General features: G+C 52.4%; 26 protein-coding genes and 1 pseudogene. 23 read left to right on the top strand and 4 right to left on the bottom strand.

Going from position 1 to position 22,277, the window contains the following annotated elements; translation table 11 throughout:
* The first annotated feature begins 12 nt into the window (after positions 1-12).
* The 21 genes from G482_RS0108580 to G482_RS17840 all read left to right on the top strand — a co-directional run bounded on the left by G482_RS0108580 (position 13) and on the right by G482_RS17840 (position 16,298).
* The gene (locus G482_RS0108580) at positions 13-1,203 is read left to right on the top strand and encodes a tail fiber domain-containing protein (protein ID WP_028449699.1); all 1,191 of its coding nucleotides are present in this window, start codon (positions 13-15) and stop codon (positions 1,201-1,203) included.
* On the top strand, positions 1,203-1,700 hold the full coding sequence (locus G482_RS0108575) for a hypothetical protein (RefSeq protein WP_028449698.1): 498 nt from the start codon (positions 1,203-1,205) through the stop codon (positions 1,698-1,700). Before G482_RS0108580 ends, G482_RS0108575 begins: the two co-directional genes overlap by 1 nt.
* Entirely contained in the window at positions 1,700-2,305 is a 606-nt protein-coding gene (locus G482_RS0108570; RefSeq protein WP_028449697.1) for a hypothetical protein, read from the top strand. Before G482_RS0108575 ends, G482_RS0108570 begins: the two co-directional genes overlap by 1 nt.
* Positions 2,305-3,060 (top strand): glycosyltransferase family 2 protein, encoded by a 756-nt coding sequence (locus G482_RS0108565; RefSeq protein ID WP_034619325.1) that lies wholly within the window; start codon positions 2,305-2,307, stop codon positions 3,058-3,060. Before G482_RS0108570 ends, G482_RS0108565 begins: the two co-directional genes overlap by 1 nt.
* On the top strand, positions 3,057-4,442 hold the full coding sequence (locus G482_RS0108560) for a hypothetical protein (RefSeq protein ID WP_028449695.1): 1,386 nt from the start codon (positions 3,057-3,059) through the stop codon (positions 4,440-4,442). Before G482_RS0108565 ends, G482_RS0108560 begins: the two co-directional genes overlap by 4 nt.
* Positions 4,439-5,611, top strand: a complete 1,173-nt coding sequence (locus tag G482_RS0108555) for a glycosyltransferase family 2 protein (protein ID WP_028449694.1) — start codon at positions 4,439-4,441, stop codon at positions 5,609-5,611. Before G482_RS0108560 ends, G482_RS0108555 begins: the two co-directional genes overlap by 4 nt.
* 48 nt (positions 5,612-5,659) lie before the next feature.
* Positions 5,660-6,055, top strand: coding sequence for a hypothetical protein (locus G482_RS0108550; protein ID WP_028449693.1), 396 nt, complete (start codon positions 5,660-5,662; stop codon positions 6,053-6,055).
* A gap of 11 nt (positions 6,056-6,066) precedes the next feature.
* The gene (locus G482_RS0108545; RefSeq protein ID WP_028449692.1) at positions 6,067-6,528 is read left to right on the top strand and encodes a C40 family peptidase; all 462 of its coding nucleotides are present in this window, start codon (positions 6,067-6,069) and stop codon (positions 6,526-6,528) included.
* A 64-nt stretch (positions 6,529-6,592) separates the two neighbouring features.
* Positions 6,593-6,919 carry a phage holin family protein gene (locus G482_RS17865; protein WP_051258859.1) on the top strand — a complete coding sequence of 109 codons (327 nt, stop codon included), beginning with the start codon at positions 6,593-6,595 and terminating at the stop codon, positions 6,917-6,919.
* Positions 6,912-7,175, top strand: coding sequence for a hypothetical protein (locus G482_RS0108535; RefSeq protein WP_028449691.1), 264 nt, complete (start codon positions 6,912-6,914; stop codon positions 7,173-7,175). Before G482_RS17865 ends, G482_RS0108535 begins: the two co-directional genes overlap by 8 nt.
* Positions 7,175-7,753 carry a hypothetical protein gene (locus G482_RS0108530; protein WP_034619322.1) on the top strand — a complete coding sequence of 193 codons (579 nt, stop codon included), beginning with the start codon at positions 7,175-7,177 and terminating at the stop codon, positions 7,751-7,753. Before G482_RS0108535 ends, G482_RS0108530 begins: the two co-directional genes overlap by 1 nt.
* Positions 7,754-7,765: 12 nt before the next feature.
* Positions 7,766-8,212: an Ntn hydrolase family protein gene (locus tag G482_RS0108525; protein WP_028449689.1), complete on the top strand. Its 447-nt coding sequence runs from the start codon at positions 7,766-7,768 to the stop codon at positions 8,210-8,212.
* A gap of 19 nt (positions 8,213-8,231) precedes the next feature.
* On the top strand, positions 8,232-9,377 hold the full coding sequence (locus G482_RS0108520) for a hypothetical protein (protein ID WP_028449688.1): 1,146 nt from the start codon (positions 8,232-8,234) through the stop codon (positions 9,375-9,377).
* Positions 9,370-9,567, top strand: coding sequence for a hypothetical protein (locus tag G482_RS17860; protein ID WP_034619321.1), 198 nt, complete (start codon positions 9,370-9,372; stop codon positions 9,565-9,567). Before G482_RS0108520 ends, G482_RS17860 begins: the two co-directional genes overlap by 8 nt.
* Before the next feature lie 65 nt (positions 9,568-9,632).
* A complete protein-coding gene (locus tag G482_RS17855) occupies positions 9,633-10,385 on the top strand; it encodes a PhoH family protein (protein WP_034619320.1) in 753 nt (250 codons plus the stop codon).
* A 123-nt stretch (positions 10,386-10,508) separates the two neighbouring features.
* Positions 10,509-11,300 carry a hypothetical protein gene (locus G482_RS0108510; protein WP_028449687.1) on the top strand — a complete coding sequence of 264 codons (792 nt, stop codon included), beginning with the start codon at positions 10,509-10,511 and terminating at the stop codon, positions 11,298-11,300.
* On the top strand, positions 11,297-12,730 hold the full coding sequence (locus G482_RS17850; protein ID WP_051258858.1) for a DnaB-like helicase C-terminal domain-containing protein: 1,434 nt from the start codon (positions 11,297-11,299) through the stop codon (positions 12,728-12,730). The genes G482_RS0108510 and G482_RS17850 overlap by 4 nt, the downstream gene beginning before the upstream one ends.
* Positions 12,731-12,815: 85 nt before the next feature.
* Positions 12,816-13,937 (top strand): hypothetical protein, encoded by a 1,122-nt coding sequence (locus G482_RS17845; protein ID WP_051258857.1) that lies wholly within the window; start codon positions 12,816-12,818, stop codon positions 13,935-13,937.
* A 68-nt stretch (positions 13,938-14,005) separates the two neighbouring features.
* A complete protein-coding gene (locus G482_RS0108495) occupies positions 14,006-14,608 on the top strand; it encodes a hypothetical protein (protein WP_034619319.1) in 603 nt (200 codons plus the stop codon).
* A gap of 10 nt (positions 14,609-14,618) precedes the next feature.
* Positions 14,619-16,100 (top strand): ATP-dependent DNA ligase, encoded by a 1,482-nt coding sequence (locus G482_RS0108490; protein ID WP_028449685.1) that lies wholly within the window; start codon positions 14,619-14,621, stop codon positions 16,098-16,100.
* Positions 16,101-16,103: 3 nt separating this feature from the next.
* Positions 16,104-16,298, top strand: a complete 195-nt coding sequence (locus G482_RS17840) for a hypothetical protein (RefSeq protein ID WP_034619317.1) — start codon at positions 16,104-16,106, stop codon at positions 16,296-16,298.
* A 655-nt stretch (positions 16,299-16,953) separates the two neighbouring features.
* Here the strand turns inward: G482_RS17840 and trfA are convergent.
* From trfA to G482_RS0108470, 3 genes are read right to left on the bottom strand one after another with little or no spacing between them, the layout of a single operon-like run.
* Positions 16,954-17,964, bottom strand: coding sequence for a plasmid replication initiator TrfA (gene trfA, locus G482_RS0108480; RefSeq protein ID WP_028449684.1), 1,011 nt, complete (start codon positions 17,962-17,964; stop codon positions 16,954-16,956).
* A 49-nt stretch (positions 17,965-18,013) separates the two neighbouring features.
* Complete coding sequence (locus G482_RS0108475) at positions 18,014-18,421, bottom strand: hypothetical protein (RefSeq protein WP_028449683.1); 408 nt, start codon at positions 18,419-18,421, stop codon at positions 18,014-18,016.
* Complete coding sequence (locus G482_RS0108470; protein WP_028449682.1) at positions 18,418-19,098, bottom strand: division plane positioning ATPase MipZ; 681 nt, start codon at positions 19,096-19,098, stop codon at positions 18,418-18,420. The genes G482_RS0108475 and G482_RS0108470 overlap by 4 nt, the downstream gene beginning before the upstream one ends.
* Positions 19,099-19,424: 326 nt before the next feature.
* Between G482_RS0108470 and G482_RS0108465 the strand changes: the two genes are divergently transcribed.
* The gene (locus G482_RS0108465) at positions 19,425-20,513 is read left to right on the top strand and encodes a tyrosine-type recombinase/integrase (protein WP_028449681.1); all 1,089 of its coding nucleotides are present in this window, start codon (positions 19,425-19,427) and stop codon (positions 20,511-20,513) included.
* A gap of 63 nt (positions 20,514-20,576) precedes the next feature.
* On the opposite strand, the gene G482_RS17835 is transcribed toward G482_RS0108465, so the two are convergent.
* Positions 20,577-21,065 carry a helix-turn-helix domain-containing protein gene (locus G482_RS17835; RefSeq protein WP_051258855.1) on the bottom strand — a complete coding sequence of 163 codons (489 nt, stop codon included), beginning with the start codon at positions 21,063-21,065 and terminating at the stop codon, positions 20,577-20,579.
* A gap of 363 nt (positions 21,066-21,428) precedes the next feature.
* Between G482_RS17835 and G482_RS0108455 the strand changes: the two are divergent.
* Positions 21,429-22,277, top strand: a pseudogene (locus G482_RS0108455) (hypothetical protein); the annotation flags it as partial.

Raw genomic sequence — 22,277 nt, 5'->3', positions numbered from 1 at the left:
ATTGGTGATTAAATGCAAAGTTATACCGAGATTACCGACAACACGGCGCTTGCGGCCAGTTTGAAACTACTGCTGGATAATGACAAAACCGCCATTTCACTGAACTCAGGCACAGCATTCCCGACTGCGAATTTGCAGCTGGGTATGCCCTGCTACCGGACGGACTTGAAGGCACTCTATATCCTCGAAGTCCTGTCACCGGTCACATGGACAAAAATCGCCGACTTCAACCTGAACGAAGTGGCGGTACTGGACTCTCGCACTCAAGCCACGACTCCGGACACCTACAACGATGCTCAGGTTCAGTTCCACCTGAAAAACAGCAGCGTAGCTGGGCTTGGCTCATCAGGCCTGGCGAAAATCATGGGTATCCGCGGCTGGGGTGACGCAACCGGTGGGCGAGCCTTCGAGCTTGGATTTGCCAATGATGGAACGCTTGCGTTGCGCAGTGGTAACGATGCCGCAGGTGGCTGGGGCAGTTGGGCAACCATGTGGACCACCGCCAACTTTAACCCGAGCAACTACCAGCCGGCGCTTGGCTTCACACCGGTTCAGCAAGGCGGTGGCGCAGGTCAAAACGCCAACAAAATTTATCTAGGGTGGAGTGGCTCAGCGCTTAAAGCGCAAGTGGACTCTTCTGATCTAGGTACGTTCTGGTTGAGCAGCAACTTCGACCCGAACACAAAGCTAGGCAAGAGCGGCGATACGCTCAGCGAGGTTTACAACAACGGTTGGTATCGCTCAAACGGTAACGTGGGCTGGTATTCGCAGAGCTATGGCGGCGGTATCTGGATGACCGACTCAACCTATGTTCGCGTATATGGCGGCAAGCAGTTCTACTGCGACAGCAGCATTGTGGCTGCAGGTAACGTGGTTGCCTACTCAGATGCCCGCCTAAAAACCAATGTCGCCAAGATTTCTGACCCTTGGAAGATCATCGATCAGATTGAAGGGGTGACATTTAACTGGCGCAAAGGCATCCACCGCACTCGCTTGAAAGCAGGGAAGCGAGACTATGGCGTGATCGCACAAAAGGTTAAGCGGGTGATGCCAGAGGCCATTGTGCGGACTAAGCCAAGCGATACCGAGCTCGACCGGACTGAATACATGGGCGTTGACTACACCAAGTTGGTTCCGGTGCTGATTGAGGCGGTGAAGTCGCTGAATGAGCGAGTTCGGACTCTTGAAGCGCGAGGTCAGTAATGCAGAGCTCGGGTCCAATCAGCCTGTACGACGTGTCCGCCCAGCTCGGGCGGGCGGGTCAGCAGACTTCATTCGGCGATGGTGACGTGCGCTCTCTGGCCAAAGCTCCTAGTGGCGCTTATGGCATGGATGCCTTCTACGGGAAACCTTTGCCGCCTTCTGGCTGCGGCCATAGCGTTTCTGGTAGTGGTGGTGTGAATCGCCAGGTCAGTGCATGGATTTCGGGCGGACACCCGAATTCATACGTCACTATCCGAGCCGAATACGCCAACGGCAATCAGTTCTCACTCGTTTCTAACGGGCCAATTGGCGTTTATCTGGACGGTGCCGGCAACTGGAGCGGCGCCATTTCTTCAATTTTCAGACTGAGCTACACGGCCAGCGAGTATTACACCCCTGCAAGCTATGGATATGTCGATGTTCGCATCGTCGCAACCGTAGAAGGGCGTTTTGGCGGCTATGTCGTAGCTTCTGGCTGGGCAAGGCAGTATTACTGATGCTTGAAATTCAAATCGTCAAAAAGGACATGGCGACTGGTCTATTGGAGGTGCGCTCAAATGACGGGCGCACCGTCATGATTGATTTTGTCGGCATGAAAGTGGCCTATCCGGAGTTGGACTTGATCGGCATGTTTGAGCGCACGATCGATATTCAGCGCCAAATGAGCCACCAGCAAGAGATCGCAGGCGTGCGTCGAGCCAATGCGCTCGATGAGCTCGCCAATCTTCAAGTGGGCGCCTCTTTGTATGGGTCGGTGACACAGGAAGAGCTGTATGACTATGCGGGCTCGAGAGAAGGGATGAGCCCGACGCTGGAAATCAACTACAGACAGGCTGTAGCGCAAATCAATGGGCAGCTAATGAGCATGATGAATGCCGAGCTATTCATGACCTTCATGGCGCAGTCGCTTTCTGTTTCTGACTTCCCGCTCGGTACATCAGAAGAGACCAAGGCAGATCTGATTCGGCATCAACAAGGAGCAAAGCTGCAGGTTGCCGCAGCCTTTGACCTCATTAGTAGTCAGAAGCGCCGCGTCGATGAGATGTACCGGCAGGGCGACGCGCAAGGGCTGGCCAGCTACCGCTTTCCGATGGTGGGATGATGAAACCGATTGTCACAATCATCTGCGTATCGCGGAACAACGCCCGCTTTCTCAAGCAGTTTGCCGAGTCTATCGCCAAACAGACCTTCCAAGATTGGAAGGTGCTTTTTATCGACGATTCGTCAGAGGATGAATCGGTAGAGGTGGTCAGAAAAGCACTCCCCGCAGATCGCTTGCAGATCATTGAGTCTGAGTCTCGGCTGGGTTATCCGGCGCTGATGGAAATGGCATGGAATATGGCCGACACAGAGCTGGTGTGCTTTTTGGATGGCGATGACTATTGGGCGAGCGAGCATTCGCTGCGCTACATGGTGGAAGGCTGCGAAGGTCACGATGCCTTCTTTGGGTCGGCAATCTTCTACATGCAGTCTGCCGGCTGTTATCTGCCCTGCAGCAGTCGATGCTGGGGCTTTAGTGACCCGTTCCCCTATATGTTCAGAACGGGTGATAGCCCATTTACGCTGTCGGCCATATTCCGCAAAAGCGTTATGCCCAAATGCTCTCCCTTTGTACGTCGGTTCAGTGCGGCTGATTACAGCCTCTTTCTCGAGTTCGCCCTACACGCTAGGAACGTCGCTTACTCAAAGCAGGTTATCGGCGTCTATCGGCGCCATGACACAAACATCACGCTGACGACGCATACCGGTGCTCGCTTCCTTCATCGGGCAGAGGAGTGCCGCTCAGGCCTGATCGAAACGTATGGGCGGGACTTTATTTTCAACCAGATCAAACACAGACAAGGTGATTTTCTATGATCGATCTGATCAAAATGACCGATGTAAAAGTCGGCAAAGTTAAAGGCCAGGCGCTGTGGCTGCAACAAGGCTTTCAAATTGACCAATACCTGATCTCCACCGAATCCGATCAGACGAACATGCCCGCCTGGGCAGACTGCTATTGCAGCTGGGGCATTGGTGGCTCGGGGAGGGCGGTTTACTTCAATGGGTTAAGCGTCAAAGGCGCCGGAAAGACGCCATTTGCCAATGAAAATGCGGGTACATACGGGACAGGCCTGCTGTCATTGAAAGACGCGGTAATCGAAGCGCTGTATCTGGAAATGCTCTATCGACTTTTCGGCCGAGGTATCCGCGTGAAGGGCTTTGCACTGCTTGAAAAGTCGGTACCAACTCACCCTGCGTTTTTCGAGTTGTCGCCAGAGCGCAAAGCTCAGGCGCTAGCCAAGCCGGAATTCGAGTTTGCCGACAATGCCGCACTGCTGGTCCGTGATTTTCCTCTGCGCATTAGCCACCTGAATCAGATCAACTATGAACAAGCGCCGACCTTTCTAGGTTATGAGCCCAGCGTTGATCGTTACTCAATGATTGAGGACTTGGTAAAGCGCACTCTGGCCAGCGTAGCGACGCTTTGGGCGCGAAGAATCAGCATTGGCGGCTCGCCTATTGATAACTTTGACGTGGCCGGCCAGATCTTCGACACGGGCTCAATGTCAGTAAAACCGGACTTCCGGAACACCTCGGCCTCAAGTATGGGTGTGGCATTTTGGGATGAGCTCCTCGAGGCCGGCAACCAGGCTGCGACTGTACTGCTGCAGCGCGCGGCGCCTTGGAAGAGTACCGCGGATTATTCGACTGGCTATCAGCGTATTCAGTCGCAAGTCGAATCGTGGGCTAAACAGGCGCGTGAACGAGCATCACTGCAGATCATCGGCCTGTCGGAAGCCGAAATTCAAAGCCTGTATGCCAAAAAACCGGTCGAGACCGCTGCTTTCACTGAAAAGTGGGTGGAGTGGCTAAAAACAGGTACCGAGTTGCTGGACTTTGGCGTATCGCGGGACGACTTCTATTTCAGCCAAGAATACGGTTGGCGCGACAGAATCCCTCTGATTGGCAATGATTTCAGAGCAATGGCGCTGGAATTGGCCAAAGGCAAATCGTCAGACGAGACACTCGCTGCACTCTGGTCGCCGCTATTTGCCGTGCTCAAAAAGAGCCAGGCGAGGGAGAAGGCTTGTGCCGCCATGAATCGGGACGTTTCGGCCGAGCTCCGTGGTGCGCCAGAAGTCATGACGATGCTGCGCAAGCTTCAACAATCTGGCCAATTAAATCAGTCATCGGTGACTGAGCTAATAGAGTCGAGACTGGCAATCTTCAACGAATCCATCGGGTACAAAGCATGAGCGAACTCGCAAACATCCTTTTTTGGCTGGCTGCAACCTCGATTGCAGCCGAAATCGCAGTCACTTTGGCGCTGATGCTGATCGTCTACTTCCGGAAGGAATCGGACCGACCAGCAGCCGGCGTCAAACTACCTAGCCAGATCGGCGTCATCCTGCCGGTTTACAACGAAGCGGCAGGACTGGAGGCTGCTTTCCGAAGCCTTAGCGAACAGAGCGTAATGCGCCACGGCGTAGAGCTGATCATCGCTGTAGTGGACGATGGCTCAAAAGACGGCTCAGACGTAATCATTGATCGCTGGCGCGATGAGCTCATTCACCGCGGCATTCGAGTGACTCATCATCGGAACCAGACCAACTCCGGAAACAAGGCTATTCCTCTGAATATCGGCCTTGCCATGCTGCCAAAAGACATTCCAGCGGTGGTTGTCATGGATGGCGATACGATCTTGAGTAAAAACGCCATTCTCAAGATGGCAACCAAGATGGCTGAGCGGCCAGAACTGGCCGGCGTATCTGGCGCGGTGATGATTCGTGAAGATCAGCGTCACACCTTCTTAGGCGCCTGCCAGCACCATGAGCATCAAGGAGGCTACCCATTGACCAAAACTGCAATGGGTCGCATTGGGCGTGTGCGAGTTATGTCAGGTGCGCTGTGTATGCACGCAGGCTGGGCTTTGCGCCGTTTAGGGGCATGGGACAAGGACTGGCTCGTGGAGGATGTTTGCTGGACGACGCTGGCAATCATGCAGGGTGGGAAGGTCGAATATTCTGCAGAGGCGTTCGCATGGACCGAGGCGCCTCAAAGCCTGAGCAGGCTGTGCAGACAACGACGCCGGTGGTCGCGCGGCAACGCAGAAGCCTTCAAGGTTTCAGTTGGTATCAACAAGGTGAAGGGCTTGCTGCTTTGGCTTCCCTGGCTGCCGCTAGTGTTTGCGCCGCTTTGGCGAGTTGCCGGCCTGCTTTCGCCGACACTAGCCCCTTGGGTGATCTTCCTGTTTTTCCTGCAGCTTGAAGGCCTGACAATGACCACCGTTCAAAACCTAAGCCTCAAAGAGCGCGTGAAAGGTATTGCGGCAACATGGACGGTCGAGCTCATTACCTTTGGCCACAGTCTGACCGGACTGATCGACGAGCTCATTGGCCGACGCAAGACATGGATGACTCGATGATGTATATTAACTCACCGCTTACTAACTATTAAAAAGGAGTAGATACCAATGACTACTACAGCAAGTTCAGGTAGCCAAAATTACAACGAACAGACGGCGATTGGGCGTATTTGGCAGCGGGCGCACCGCGTTGTGATCAACAACCCGTACAACCAAACGCCCATTCTGGAAATTTACGAAGAGAAGGCGGTTTCAATCAATGGTCAGACGATGACCCAGCCATTGCCAGGCGTGATCGTTGAGCCGGTAGCAGATATGAACGCCGAATTTGAGGTGATCGATGTGAGCACCGGCCGCTCGACCGGGGCGAAAATGAAGTATGCCGAGGTTTATACGGCACTGCACTCGCTGTACCTGCATTTGGCCAAACAGCGCGATGAGCAAGTGCAGAACGGCAATCAAGTTGCTCTGCCGACCGAGCCACCACTGAATCTCGAGGGCTAAGCGATATGCGAATGGCTTTGATATTCAGCCGGAACAATGGGCTGCATAGCAGAATCGTTCGGTTATTTACCCGCTCTGAGTGGAGTCATGTTGAGGTCTTGCTGATCAATTCAGAACTCATCATCGGGGCGGAGCCAGGCGAAGGCGTCATTGTGAATGATCTGGATAGAGAGCCGCCTGGTTCGACGGTGGCAGTGGGTGTCGTGATAGATCGCTTGGTGCCAAATCCAGAAAGGGCTACCGACTTTCTGATCGCTCAAATTGGAAAGAAATACGACTGGACCGGTTTGATTGGGTGGCTATTTAAAGGGCGAAATTGGCAAGAGCCAAACAAATGGTTTTGCTCGGAATTGGTCGCGGCAATGCTAATCGCTGGGGGTCATGAAATGAAGGTCAAAACTGGCTCAGTTTCACCCCAAGATCTATGGGACATGACCCGCTCACAGCCGCATTTTGTTGTGGCCAATAAGTAAGTCAGTGATGACTTGTACTCCCCTACCTGTGATCGGTACGATTTCAGGTAGGGAGGGTTTCTTTATGAAGGAATTTGGTTTGGATTGGTCTGCGGCCATTACGGCGATCAAAACATTCGGTGTGGCGATCTTGTTTGGTATGGCCGGCAGATTGCTATTTCACACCGAGCAGGTGAGAACCGGCAGACGCAAGCGATTCTTCTCAAAGCTATTGGCGCTGGAATTGGTCGTGGCAGTAGTAATGGGTATTTTCGCAAACGGCCTGTCGATTGTGGTTGGCATTGAGAATGAGCAGGTTAGAGCCGGCTTTATTTCTGCAATTGCCTATTTAGGCCCACAGGTGATTGAGCAAATGCTCAGCCGATTTACCGGAGGTCAGAAAAATGATTGATGGACTGATTAAGCTGCTGCGCGCGCTGCGCGATTTGGACGTGGCCACAGCATTCAATCGCGTTACCAGACCGGTACTGACGCTGATCATCTGCGTACTGTTCAACGTGATTTGCGCATGGGCAGCGATTACCGGAGCGATCTCGATCAAGGACTACGTGCAAACGGTCGGGCCAATGAACGGGGTAATTGTGGGGTTCTGGTTTGGCAGCCGGTCTCGGCCGGCTGAACCGGTTCAATCGAGCAAGGAGGGATGATGTTCGAGAAATTGAAAGCCTATGCCTGGCTAATAAAGATCGTGGCGGTTGCAGCAGCTATTGCGGCACTGGCCTTCATGATCGACCGGAATGCTAGGCAAGACGTGAACGAGCAATGGGAAAAGAAAGAGGCCCAAAAGCAGCTCAAAGAGATCATGAACGAAATCGCTGACCAGGCGATTGTTTTTCATGGCAATGACCGCATTGTAGCGAGCCTGGTTGCATCAGCCAGCGCCCGAGCAGAGCGTTTCGACCACATTAAGGAGATTCACCGTGAAATCAGCAAACCACAACGACTGCCGGCCAGCATTGCTTCCGCGGTCGCTATCGCTGCTGAGCCTGATGGCTGTGGCGATTATCTCAACCTTCGGACTGTCCGGCTGCTCAACGACGCCCTCCAAAACCGAGAGCCGCGTGATCGTGAGCGAAGCACTGAAAAAGCGCCCGAAGAGTGTTCAACCGTTTCCAGAGCAGCCGTTGAGGACAAACTCATCGAGCTCGCCAGCCAGTATCACGAACTAGCCGACAGTCAAAACGCACTGCTTGATGCAATTGAAATTAACGAAATCACACAATAGGGAGCGCTCCAAATGACAACCGTAGCATGGGACGGCAAAACCTTAGCTGCAGACCGTCAGGTGACTTATGGCAACCAGCGATTCGAGATTAAGAAGCTGTTTGTTATTGGGGATGGAAAGCTGCTGATGGCCGGTGCCGGCACAGCTGATGACCTCAAACTTTTCGCAAGCTGGCTTGAGGATTCGTTTGCCGATAACGAATTGCTGTTCGGCGGTGAAACGCCTGAGATCGACGATCTGCAGGCCATCGTGATCAATACGCAAACCGGCGAGAGCTACTTGTATGGCGAAAAGCTGGTACCGATCGAAATTAAAGCGCCTTTCGCAATTGGCTCAGGCGGTGATTTTGCAATGGCGGCAATGAAGCTTGGCAAATCAGCCAAAGAGGCGGTTGAGCTGGCCAGCGAGATCGATATTTTCTCGGGTTTCGGCGTTGATTACGTCGATGTTAATAAGTAACCATTGACTTAGGTGGATTATGGATAAAAAAGGTTCTTACCAGGTCGGCTTCGGCAACACGCCAGAAGGTGCGCGGCTGATCTCCGGCGTGCGAATGAAATTTCGTGATGAATTTGGCTGGGGGATGGCCGAGCTCGCAGATCGATACGATACCAGCGGCTCTACGGTTCAGCCGTTGATCGCAACAGATCGTGCCATTTTGAACACCGGCACCACGCCCAATGCAGTGTGCCAAATGCTGCTACCGGTGCAGTTTGCAGCGCCGGCTCAGATCGTTATTTCGGCTCAATTTGGTCAAGCCAACCCTGCTAACTGCGATGTGTCTTTCGAGCTAATCGACTCAGCAGGCCAAGTGTGCGTCGCGTTCCTTTTCCCTGGCGGCAGCACGGCAGCTCAATGCCGCGCGCTGAGCTTCAATAAAAACCGCTTCCCAGCGTGGGAAAACACCGGCACTTGGTACGCAATTAGTGATCGGGTGGCTGCTGGCCGACAATACATCATGCAGCTTTACCCTGACGAGGTTCGCTTTGCGCAGCGTGATACCAACTCGGCAGCAGGTCGCAACACCTTTGCCGTGCGCACGATGCGCATTCCGGACCCTGATGAGCAATTGATGCTGCGGATTCGCGCGGTAAATGGCCCGACGGCGCCGGCCTCTGCCACAGAGCTTCGTGTTTTTTCGATCAACATTACCGACATTAACGAAATGCCGGTCGATCTGACCAATACGGGCGGCGGCTCGCTTAGCGAATCGATTCCGATCTCGTTGGTTAGTGCGGTATCAGCAGTGTCCGCCATCCCACGTCCGGACTCTGGCGCGGGCGGCTACACCACATTCAGCCGTGCAATTACCGCAGCAACAACCAATCCAACGATTACGAAAAACTCGGCAACCAACTTGGGCGGTGGCGTGATCAACAACACCAGTGCCGCGGACGTTTACTTGAAGATTTACAACAAAGCCGCGGTGCCTACGGTGGGGACAGATCAACCCATCATGACGGTTCGCGTGAAGGCTAACGACTGCCTATCACTCGACGACTACGTACCAGCCTCCGGTATTCGTTTGCCATCTGGCCTCGCTTGGGCAATGACCGCAGCGGCGCCGCACACTGACACTACAGCCGTTGCGGCTGGGATTATCGTGGAGCTCTTCTATGTCTAATCAAGTCTCTTTTATTGCTTACGGGTACTCGGAGCAAACCCAACAGCATAACTCGAACGTATGGCAAGGCGCATACGACCCTGCTCAAGACCTTAAAGGCCGCGGCTATCCAGACTGGATTCCGGACAATTCGACCGCATTGGCGCCACCAAGCCCGACTGCGAAATTTGTAAACGGCCAGTGGAAGTAAGGCAGGCAGGAACCGAACAACTCAAAAACGTCGGCTGTCCGATCAACAAGCCGAGATAACACCAGATGAGTAGCAAAAAGAAGCCCGCCCGCGGAAATAGTCGGGAAACCCGTCAGAATCGCGCTGTAGCGCGTTCTCATCAGCTGGATGAGCAAACCCTTATCCCGCTCGTCGAGAAAGCGTCTAACGAGCCCCTGAGCGCTAAAACGATCACCCAGCGCAAGCTGATCAACTCACTACGTCATCAGCAGCTCACTTTCGCAGTCGGGCCGGCTGGTACGGGCAAAACCTATATTTGCGGCAGCGTTGCGGCAGACATGCTGCTCGATGGCCACGTCGATAAGATCATCATCACGCGCCCTGCCGTTGAGGCAGAAGAGCAGTTAGGCTTTTTGCCAGGCGAGAAAGAGGACAAGTACGCGCCCTATATTGCGCCATTCTTGGATGTGCTCAATGAGCGTCTTGGCAAAACTCGCGTCGAATACCTAATTAAACACGGTCGAATTGAAGCTTCCCCTTTTGCCTATATGCGCGGCAAAACATTCAAAAACGCGATTGTGATTCTGGATGAGGCTCAAAATGCGACACCAGGTCAAATGAAGTTATTTCTGACTCGAATTGGCGAAAATTGCCGTGTGGTTATTAACGGCGATGAATCGCAGGTTGATATTCGCGGAAAATCCGGACTAACCGATGCAATTGAAAAGATCAGCTATATCCCTAGCGTTTCGGTCATCCGTTTCCAGCGGCAAGATTGTGTCCGTTCCGGACTTGCTGGGGAAATTCTTCAAGCCTATGAACAAGCCGGAACAGTGTGATTAAACTGTAATCCGGAGTAGGAACGCTGAATTAGGCAGTAGTTGGGAATTTTTCAGCGTTCCAATATTATTTATATCTACTGTTAATAAGAATATATATATTGGAAATGGAGGCAGTTGGGAATGGAAAACATATCCCCTGCGGATTTCCTCGGAACCGCTTTTTATGGCTGTGATAAATCACTTCCGGAAATGGATTCGATTTACGCTGCCAGAACACTCAAAACCCGTTCTGTAGAGGCCGAGCTCTACGAAACCAAGTGGTTTGATTACCGCTTTCTACATCCGGTAATGGCAACCTACTGGTTCAATCACTGCTACATCATGGCTTACCGCCAATTCTTCGTCCGGACACGGTACGACTACAAGATGGCAGAGGTCAAAATGCCCTTGAAGGACGCGCTCGACCCGTTCGCCAACAAGCATACAACCAGCATCGTTCGCGCCCGTCAGCAGGCCGATAGACATGGCATTCCTTATGACTTCTTCTGCAACTCAATCATGCGTATTGCAGAAGAGCAATGCTGGGAACGTCACCCGCTGCCGGCTCAGCTTTACAGCGACGATATTGGCGAGGCAATGGGTGAGGATTGGAAGAAACACCAGTCCGCGGCCATGCGAGACCCCGTTGACCCACGCTACCACGCAAGCCAATTCTGCGGGAATGAGCATCAGCTGGCGTATATCGACTATCAGCTGACTCGATACGGCCACGATTCATACCCTCACCAGGTCGCTATTGGCCAGCGGATTATCGATGGCCGACTGCCGGAATCGATCGTCAGAGATCGCCTGGGTGGCGATTATGTTTATCGGGCTTTGGAGTATGCCAACACACTTTTCCCATCAAACGCTTGCAATAATCAGTCATCGCTGACTTATAATTGCGAACTTCAACAGGAGAACAGTCTATGAGCGAAACCGCAGAGGTTGAAAGCATTTATGCTGCGGCATTAGAGCGCGCTGCAGCTGCGCACACTAGCTCAGAGCCGAGCATGGTTTTTGAGCCAAATGAATCGTATGGCGCTCACGAAGAAGAAGGCTTTGATGAAGCGTTCCAGACCAAAGTAGCGGCGTTGCTGCTGCGTGACGCGACATTCTTGGCTCGGACGGAAGGCTTAATTTCCAGCAAGCATTTTGACGATGTGGCGCACTCCATTGTCGTCGGTCTCGTACTGGAGCACTACAGCTACTACCGGCAGCATCCGGATATGGCGACCTTTGTGACCATCTTCAAAAAGGCGGTTGCCGAGAAGCGCATCCCCGAAGATCTGCGGCCAGCCATCACCGAGACGGTGAAGAAGCTCTACCAGAAAACCGACATTTCCAACCGTGACTTCGTGATTGATCAGGTCGCGCAATTCGCCAAAGCGCAGGCCCTCGCCCAAGCGGTGCTCAAGGTCGCTGATTTGGTGGATAAGCGCAAGTTCAAGGACGTGGCCAAGATCATGCAGGACGCGCTGGACGTGGGCGCGAATGACGACATTGCTGCGTATGACTTTTGGGAAGAGATCAACGCCCGAAGCAAGCAGCGCGCCGCCGAGTTGGCTGGTGTGACCGTCGTTAAGGGCATCTCTACCGGCTTCCGTCAAATCGACGAGCTGCTCTACCGCAAGGGGTGGGGTCGGAAAGAGCTCTCGATGTATATGGGTGCAGCCAAGTCGGGTAAGACAACCGCCCTCATCAACTCCGCAATCGGCGCCTCGCTGGCCGGCTTCAACGTCATGTACGTGTCGCTCGAGGTGGCTTGTGATGTGATTGCGGCGCGTTCAGACGCGAATATCTCCGGCAAGACAATGCGCGAGCTGGTGCAAGAGTTCGAGAAGGTTGAGTCGGCAATCTCAGGCACGGCAGCCCGAGCTGGACGGTTCGTGATGCACGAATTCCCTGCTCGCCAGTTCAAACCGGCAGATCTGCGGCGTCTGGTTAATCGTCATCGCCAAAAAGGCATCGTTTTTGACCTGGTAATCGTCGATTACGCCGACTTGATGGCGCCAGATCATCGCTCTGACGACGCGCACGAAAATACGACCGAGATTTACACCTCGCTCCGTGCGATTGCTCAAGAGGAAAACATTGCCGTACTGACTGCAACGCAGGCTAACCGAGAAGGCGCTAAAGCTGGCGTGATCAAGGATATTCACGTTGCCGACGACTACGAAAAAATCCGTATTTGTGACGTGGTGATCTCGATCAACTACACGGACGAAGAACGTGCGCGCGGCGAGTGCCGGCTGTTCTTTGCTGCCCAGCGTAACCAAGAAGGTGGCTTTGCAGTGCGCGTGAAGCAAGATCTGGCGCGCATGAAGTTCATCACCAGTGTTCTCGGCATTGAGCCGGCATGATCGACGACCCTGAGTTGAGCCGCGTGTTAGCTCGCATGATTGCGAGCTCACGCAATCCAGAATTACTGCGGAAAGGGCTTACCAGATGCGAGAAGAATCTGACTGGCAAGAGCTCTTCGGAGAGCTCGACATTGAACATTACCTTGAAACAGAGGGTGTTCGGTACCGGAGGACGTTCGGCGCCAAAGGTACTCAACTAAACATGCGCGAATGTCCGGTATGCGGGGGTAAGGGCTGGAAGGTCTACATCAACGCAGAAACGGGCTTGGGCAACTGCTTTCACGGTTCATGCGGACAGACCTTCAACAAAGGGTCATTAGTCCGCGCGCTGATGAGCAGTGAAGGTTCGGAAGTATCGTGGTTTGAGGTACGAAAACAGATCGAGCAATTTCTGGCGCGCAATGGTTGGCGCCCGAAACGCAAGCCAAGCAAGGAAAAGCTCAGCAATGGCCGCGTATCACTGCCGGCCAATGTCTCGATTCCCTACAAGGAGAACAATCTGCCATACCTCAAAGCACGAGGTATTTCATCCTCAGTCGCAAAGGCATTTGACCTGCGCTTTTGCGCTAAAGGCTATTACAGCTACAGCTTTGACGGCATGACGATCAGGCAGGATTACTCGAATCGAGTGCTGATTCCGGTCTATGACCTCGAAGGTGTGATGGTGAACTTTCAGGGGCGGGACATTACTGGCGCGGCCAACGAGAAGTACCTTTTTCCACCAGGCCTCGCCGGCACCGGTCGGTTTCTCTACAACGGGCATCGGGCCAGAGGGGCGCGGACATTGCTGGTCGGTGAAGGTGCGTTCGACACGATTGCATTGGAAATGGCCATCGCTGGCCAGCAGGACTTCCGGAGCGTTGCTGCCGTCGGCACATTCGGCAAGCACCTTTCGGGCGTCCTCAATCCGGATGCCGAGTTCAAGCTGCCGGACGACCAGTGCCAGGTATCCGAGCTGATCAAGCTGAAAGCCGAAGGGCTGGAAGAGTTGGTTTTCATGTGGGACGGAGAGCGCAAGGCGCGCAACGATGCGGTGAAAGCCGGCCTGTTCTTGCGGCGCCTGGGCTTCAAGTGCCGGCTCGGGGTTCTGCCGGACGACAAAGACCCCAACGAAGTAGCACCAGAAGTCATCCGTGAAGCCTATTGGCGCGCGGAACAGATTGACCCGATTCGCGTTGCGAAGTGGAAAGCGGCAAAGCTGATCTAGCCTGAACCAGCCGGACTGCAGCGTAGAAAATAAAAGGAACTGAACGAAACTACAAAGGTATGTCACGAATGAATAACTATCATTTTTCCGACTATCCAAGCGCTAACGTGGGTGACAACGCCCACTACATGCACTGCCCTACTCTGCAAAATCAGCAGGGCTATGCGGTTTGCTGTCACAAGGTCAGCAAGCATTACGAGGGCAAGTTGCCATCAATCTACAACGACTGCGCAGCGGCTATCGAAAAGAACACCTGCCGAGCAAAGCAGATGATGGATGAAGAGCGCGGCGCTGGTTACAAGGCCATCTACTTCGTTTCGCGCGCAGCCATCAAGGCCGAAGAGGAAGCGAGACAGGCGGAGAGAAAACAGGTGACGGTGTGGGGCGCCAAGCCCGCCAGCCGCTTCGCCCTCCCTTCTGCCAAACCGGTTTTGGCCCAATCCAAGAAGGACTCAGCGGTAAAAGCCCCAGAAACGCGCTCAGAGCTCGCGGTTTCGGATATGTACTCAGCAGTCGTCAGCGAGCTAGCGAAGCAAGATAGCCCCGTTTCTGCGTCAAAAACAGCTATTCCGGATGCGAAACCGGACTTCAACAAGTGGGAAGCGTTGGGTGAGAACTTCCCTGTCATTAAACCCGTTGTGCCAGCTCCCAACCTGCTCAACATCATTTGAGACAATATCGATGAACGAAAGAGACCCGCTCGCCGACTATGTTGACGACCTGAGCTCGGCCGATGTGTTGACGCTCTTGAACGAAATGAAGGGCGCTCGCAATACCGAGATCCGTCAAACCATCCTGATTCATAACGAAACGCCGATGGTCCAAAAGGTCATGCGACTTGCCTATGACCCGAAAATCACGTTTGGCGTGAAGCCTCCAAAGATTGAGCCAAATGAAGCTGGTCGGCATTTTAATGAATCGACCTTTGAATTGTTCGATCGCCTGGCAAGCCGGGAGCTCACCGGGAATGCAGCCAAATTGGCAGTGCTTAACGAAATGCAAGCCCTCGATACCTCATCAGCAGAGGTCTTTGGCCGCATCTTGAAAAAAGACCTACGCTGCGGCCTGACCGAAATGACCGTATGGGAGGCAATGCCGCATCTGTACTCGCTCTTCCGCTGCCAGCTGGCGCACCCGTTCGAGGAAAAGCGCTTTGTGGTTGGCCGGCGCTACATTGTGGAGCCAAAACTCGATGGTGTGCGTGTACTGGCGCTGGTCCGGCTCAAGGGTCAATCGGATATGTCCGTCACCTTCTGCTCGCGCGAAGGCAATGAGTTTCCGGCCTACGACTTCATGAAGGACGACCTGGCAATGCTGGTCGCTCAATTCCTGATGGATGCCGAAGCCAATAGCGTGTTCAAGGGTGGTGTCGTGATCGACGGGGAAATGATCTCGGGCGGATTCAACAAGACGGTATCCGATGCCCGCAAGGGTACTGATCAAGCTGTCGATTCCAAGTTCTGCGTTTTCGACATTCTGCCGCTCGATGCCTTTGAAGGCGCCGACTTCAAGAATCCAGTCTGCGATATGACGCTGGAGCGTCGGCAAATCTTCGTGGCACGTCTTGCAGATCTGGCCAGGCAGCCTAGTCAAAAAGCACCAGTGCTCAAGATGCCTTGTTCCAAGGTCGGTAGCGTGGATGAGGTTCATCGCTTATTCGAGCAATACTTGGCCAAAGGTCTTGAAGGCGCAATGCTCAAAGACATTGATGCGCCGTACTGCAAGAAACGGGTGTACGAATGGATGAAGCTCAAAGCCGAAAACAGTGATGAGTTCCGCGTGGTCGGCGCCTACTTCGGTGAAGAGGGTAAAGATTTTTGGGACACATTAGGCGGCTTGATCGTACAGGGTAAAAACGGGGTATTTACCGACTGCGGTGGTGGCTTCAAGACCGTTCCGCAGGCTGGCCACATGACTCGATCTGAGTTCAATGATGCTCTCATCCGTGATTTCGCCAAGCTTGGGTACCGGTATGACGCTGAGCATAACCGGCGTATTCAGGTCAGTCTCGAGACCATCGAAGAGGAAATGAAAGAGCGTGAATTTGAGGTATTAGGCCGGATTGTCGAGTGCGAATACCACGAGCTGACGCCCGATGGGGCAATGCGTCACCCGCGCTTTAAGCGCTTCCGCGATAACGTGAAACATGGGGTACAGGAGTAAACGATGAACCAAACCGCAACAGACACCAACGACAATAAGGCAGCGACCATAGCAAGACTGAAACAGACTATGCCTTGGAAACACCAGGTATTCAGCAATGGGCTGATCAAGGTGCTCGATAAGCATGGAAATGAGGTGATGCTGATCGATATTTTGACCTATCTTGAGGTATCCACCCTGAAATTGGCCAACTCATAGCATTGGTTCTAATTACTACAGTGGTTATTTAGTAATTAAGGGTTAAAAAGGTTAAAAGGTTAGAGGGGCTGAGCGATCAGCCCTTTTTCCTTTTCGATTCATCGTGTTGAACGTGATACTTAAAGTGTTTTTTATACCTCTGGTCACGTAATTTCATACCTCAAAGCACGTAATAAAATACCCCAAGTCACGTCTGTCATACCTCTCGTCACGGTACCCTGTACTCCAAGTCACGATAGGCCATACCTCCGGACACGATATTGCATACCTCAAGTCACGATATGACCGTCACAAAAGAGCCCTTCTGTGGACAAATAGCAATAAGCTATATATATCAATCGTCTAACACCACATTCTAAAGTGATACATCAAACGGGGGAGTGGTTTCGATGTAGTCACTACACAGCTAAATGCGCGGGATTCATACCTCAAAGCACGATAAATCCCGCCCTCAAATACTCCAAAGCACGTTAGAGGCCATACCTCAAAGCACGATAGGCTCTCTAAATGAAAATGGGCAGATTTTCGCCTGCCCATTTGTACCTCAAAGCACGATAAAAGGAAGAGAGCGGCATACCTCAAAGCACGCTAGTCTCTTCGGCCTCATACCTCAAAGCACGATACTGTGCGAACGAGGAAGCGACCGGATAATCGATCACTTTTTCGGCGTTTGGTCCTTCAATTTTCGACGGACGCTGATCTCGTACTGGCCATCAGGTTTACGCTCGATGCTGTGATCGGCGAGGAAGTCGATCTGTTTCAGCTCATCCAGCGCACGAATGACCTTATTCCGGAACCGTGACGTATTGGTGTCGTTGCTATCGACCAGGCGGTAGATAAGGGAAACTGGATGCGGAAAGGGTGATCGATGCGTTGAGTAATACAGATACATCTGACGAGCAACGCTGCCCAGCTCCAAGAAGTTATCCCAATTGAGCAGGGCAAACTGATCAGCGCGGAACAGCAGGTAAACCTCTTCCTCGAGCCAGATCTTCCATTTAGAGCGTCGGATAGCGTCTTTAATCTGATTCCTGTCGAGCTCTTCATAATTTGGCTCGAGTAGCTTCCCGCCTTCATCGAACGTGTCGAAGGCCGGCTCATTCTCAGCCTCATGGCTGATGCCATCACCAAACTCGTACTTCCGAATCATATTGAAGTCGAGGCTCTTGGATTCGCTGACGCCATCAAACTTGGGCGAGTGAACGGTCAAGGAGGCGCGGCGAAGGCGTTTGATACACGCACGCAGCCGGCGATAGCTTTTGCCATCGTTACCCCATTTCAGATCGTGCAGCAGTTGCCAGCCTGTTACCTCGAAGGGTTCACGCAAGTCTTGGCCGGAAGCTTGTGCGAGCCGAAGAATGGAGTACCAAACCAGCTGGTCATCATCGTCGCGCAACTCTTCTCCCGAGAAAAGAATGCGGTGGTTGCCGGCAGTAAATACAACTGAGTCGTCGTAGCGTTGGCGAGGTTCTTTGTTGTTGCGTACTTTGAAGAGCGCGGCGCGGCCGAACTCATTAGGTGCTACAGCATACTTCTCGCCAAAAAGCGGGAGCTGTTTCGGGCCTTTTGAGCGCGCACTCTCTCCCATTTGCCGTACACGGTCGGCAATTGTCTCGATCTTATGAGGCAGCTCAGAGCTGCCTTTTTTGTCGTCTTTCTGGCTCATAAATTAAACAGGGCGGTCTGCACCGCCCTTATCGTGATTTGAGGTACGGTTACAGCTTGTTCGCAATTTCTTCTTCTGTGTAGCCAAGCTCAAGCAGCTTATCATGCACGGCCTTCATTGCGGCTTGGACCACAAACTTTTCGATACCCAGGCGCTCGCCGTTCTTGCCAAGAATGACGTTATCCTTGGTCACAAAGCGCAGCATGGCGTGCTCTGCAGGTGTAAAGACGACAAAAGTGCGGGTAAAAGGCTTGGTTGTATCAATGTAACGCAGCCAGGGAATGTCCTTGGCTGGTTGAGCCGCCTGAACTGGTACTTGATTGGCGACAGGTGCTTGCTCTACCCAGCCGCTTTCGTGCGCTCGCTTGAGCACCTCTTCAACATCGACCGGTTTGGCTGCGGCCGCTGGCGCTTGGCCAGGCATACTCATTGGTGGCAGTGTCTTTTTGCCGCTCATAGTCCGATTTCCTCCAGAAAGGCAACGAGTTCTTTGACGGCTTTTGCGTCTTTGACTTCTGCCGGTACCTCGACAATCCCCATCGAGAACAGCGCTGCGTCAGAGTAGGCTACGCGGTTATGAATGATGGTCTCGGCCAGATTCAGTTGCGGGAAGTTATGTGTGATGAATTCAATGGCGCGATCAATCCGGTTACGCAGGAACGGGTTGGTCGGCGCGCAGTTCAGTACCGCATGGACATTGATCGCGTTACCTTCGCCACGAATGATGTTCACATCATTGACCAGGCTGGCGGTCTTTTTCAAAGCCCATGTTTCAAACAAACCGACTTCGGTTGGCGCAATCATCGTGTCGCAGACCAGCATCGTTTCACGCAACTCAACCGAGTCACGGCCACCGGCATCGACAACGACAAATTGGAACTGCTCAGCCAAGCCTAGCAGATCGCGGGCGATCTTTTTCTCGCCTTGGATGATGTAGCAGGGAATGTGTGGCTCAACGCCCGCGGCGGCGCGCTGCTCAATGAAGGTGTTGGTGGTTGGCTGTGTATCTGTATCGACAATGACGACTTGAAAGCCTTTCTGCTTCAAGTAGGCCGCAGTGTTCACTGCCAGCGTGCTTTTACCCACGCCACCTTTCTCAGTGCCGACGAGAATGATGTGTCCTCGTTGAGTCATGACGGTTCCCTTAGTTCGGTGTGTTTATAGGTGTTGCTGAATTAGACCACGAATAGATGAGGGTTTGAAGTTCTTTCTATCTATCCCCTTCCCTTTCTTTCTGGCTTTCTATCTATCTATCTTGCTAAGATAGTATCTATTGATGAAAAATCAGCCATAAAATTATTCCAAGCGTGCAAAGACACGTTTCATGGCTGAAAAACCACCCTAACCTGTTGGTGAAATAGCCATTCACTACACTTGTTACTACACCGAACCAGTCAAACCTAGTAAATTCGCGGTATTGCGACGGTTTAAGAAACCGTCGTAAAAACGGAGCGCACGCCATGTCACTATTTAGGAAGAAAAACAGCCGGTATTGGTACTACCAGTTCAATCTGAACGGGGTTACTTATTCGCGCAGCACACGGACAGATGATCATCGCAAAGCGCTGGTGATCGAGGCTCAGGCCAAGCTCACTGCAGAAATGGAGCAAAGCCAGGGCGTGATGAAGGGCAAGCGCAATTCCTTGTCCGACCAGATGCGGACTTTGAAGCTGGGCGATGCGATTGCGCGGTATATGGATGAGCACGGCGGACACCTAAGATCGTATCGAGACGTGCAGCGCCGGCTTGATTATTGGTATCGGGAGCTCGGCGAGGCTCGATACTTGCGTGACATTGTTCAGGTGGACATCAACAATTACCGGATTCGCCGCGCGAAAGAAGGTGTGCAGCCGGCCACGGTCAATCGAGAGTTGGCCGTGTTCCGTGCATTCCTCAATTATGCGAAGGCAGAATGGAACGCCATCGACAGCGTGCCAAGCTTCCGACTGCTCCGAGAGGAAAACCAGAGAACCCGGGTGGTGACGCTGGAAGAGGAAGAAATGATCATGGCCGAGCTCGCGCCAAATCAGGACGTGTATGACTTCATGATGTTCCTGTTCGATACGGGCGCGCGGGTCGGGGAGGCGCTAAGCCTGGTCAAAAGCAAGCTCCACTTCGCCAGCGGGAAAAATGGTGCAATCGAGTTCGTCGCCAGAACAACCAAGACAAGTAAAACGCGCTTCGTTCCAATGACTCCGCGGGTTAGAGAAATGCTATTACGGCGTGTGGCCAAATTGGAGCTGGAAGGCGTGACAAATAAGGAGTCGATCTGGTGGTATAAAAAGGTCGATAATCCGCTTTCTGCAAGCACACTCCGGTATCGCACCGAAGCGGTATTTAAGGGATTGGAGATTAAAGGCGTGGGAGCGGAGAAACTGGTAAGACACTCTCTGCGACACTCAATGGCTTCTCGATTGAGCGGTGCAAGCGTTTCCCCATTGATTGTGGCCATGATGCTCGGCCATTCTTCATTCCAAATGACTCAGCATTACACGCACGGCAATATAAATATTATGGATGCCGCAATTGACAACATTATCAAAAAGTAGAAATAGCGAAGGGGGCAAACGCCCCCTTCATTCCTAAATATTCGTCACTTCCACCAGAAAGGCTCACGATTCTTCGGCTTCGTCTTGCGCTACTTGAGCCATTGAATTAACAAGATTTTTCAGGGCCGCAGCGGTAGCTGGGTGGGTCGGGTCAAATTTCAGCGCCTTTCCATTTGAAAGTGCTTTCAATTCGGAATAGATTGCCTCTGCATCTTGGGAGAGGGTTGGACTTCTGAGGATATTTTCGCCATATATTTCTTTCAAGGCGTCCATAATTCCGGAGTAACGATCTTGGTCTTTCAATACCAATTCTAGGAAGTACGCAGGGTCAGCTCCGAGAGCTTTTGCCAATGCCATTACACGGCTTGGCGGCACTTTTGTCGCGCCTTTCTTGAGCATATTGATTATGTTCGGTTTAGAGAATCCCGCCTGCCTGGCAATATCTGCCTGGGATATTTCCCCTCCCGAAATGGTTGTCAGTTCATTGATTCGTTTCTCAATAAACTTTGCAACCTCATTATCACTTTCATAACTGCTAAGCGGTCTAGCCATATCGATTCCTCAATCCTACCTAAGATAGTTAGTTAGTTGTGACTTAGGTATTAAACATAGTTAATGCGTTCTGAATAAACGCACTGCTATTCTAGTAAATAATAAGTAAGCAGTGAAGTGTCTTATGCGGGATTCATAGATTCCCGTCAAATATGAGCACAAACCCAGCTCCAAAACTTCAAAATAAGCGTTCTCTTATCAATGGCTCTCGCAACTTGAGTATTTCGGCAGGTTGCAAAAGCCTTCACGTCCCCATAGTAGAGACTTCACAATACAAATAGAAGCAATATAAGTCACTGTTGACAAACTACATGACGGACGGTAAATAAGTCACCGCTGATCAAACAACACAAGGAACCGAACATGACGAGAGCATTTCCCCTTACAGAACAAGTATCTTTGCTGCGAGAAGCGATCACAACCATTACCCAAATCCTAGCGGGTCAGAATGTGCGCGTGAGAATGCGTGGTTCAAAAGCTTACGTAGAGTATGACAAAGTTACATTCCTGCCTCGCATCGTGAACCTTCCGGAACTCCCTGAGAACCCGAGTGAAGAGCTCGTTGAGGCGACACAAGGCTTTATCGATCATGAGGTTGGACACATTTTGCACACCGACCCGAAAGCGATCAAGAAGGCAAAATCATCAAGTAGTTTGGTTGGCCAACTACATAACATCATTGAGGATACCTTTGTTGAGCGCTGCCAAATGCGCCGATTCAAAGGTTCTCAGTACAACATCCGTAAGGTGTCGGAATACTTCATTGCCCGTATCAATCGGCCAAAAATTGAAGAACTCAAAGCCAACGGAGCTAGTCAGCGCGAGCTTTTCAACTACTTGATCGTGCCTGCAATCCGAGCTTTGGCGGGGCAGGACGTGTTTATCCGGTACATGGAAGAGGATGACAAGTGGGCGCTGATTCCTGATTACGCCAAGATTCTTCGTGCCTTTGACGGCCAATACAAGAAAGTGCGCGATAGCTGGGACGGTTTGAAGCTTGCGGAAGCACTTGCGGCTGCTCTAACCCCTCCGGAATTGGAAAAACCAACTCCCGAGCCGAACGATTCTCCGGAAGAGCCAAATGATGAAGAGAAAGGCGCTCCAGAGGAAATTCCAGAGCTGGAGCCTTCCGATGAGCCTGAGTTGGAGAGTGAAGAGCCTCCCTCTGAGTCCGAACCCGAGTCCGAACCCGAGTCCGAACCCGAGTCCGAA

This window comes from Chitinibacter tainanensis DSM 15459 (genome assembly GCF_000429785.1).
Classification (GTDB): Bacteria; Pseudomonadota; Gammaproteobacteria; order Burkholderiales; family Chitinibacteraceae; genus Chitinibacter; species Chitinibacter tainanensis.
Note: the sequence above shows the minus strand (reverse complement) of the source record. Positions and strands in the feature narration are given on the sequence as shown.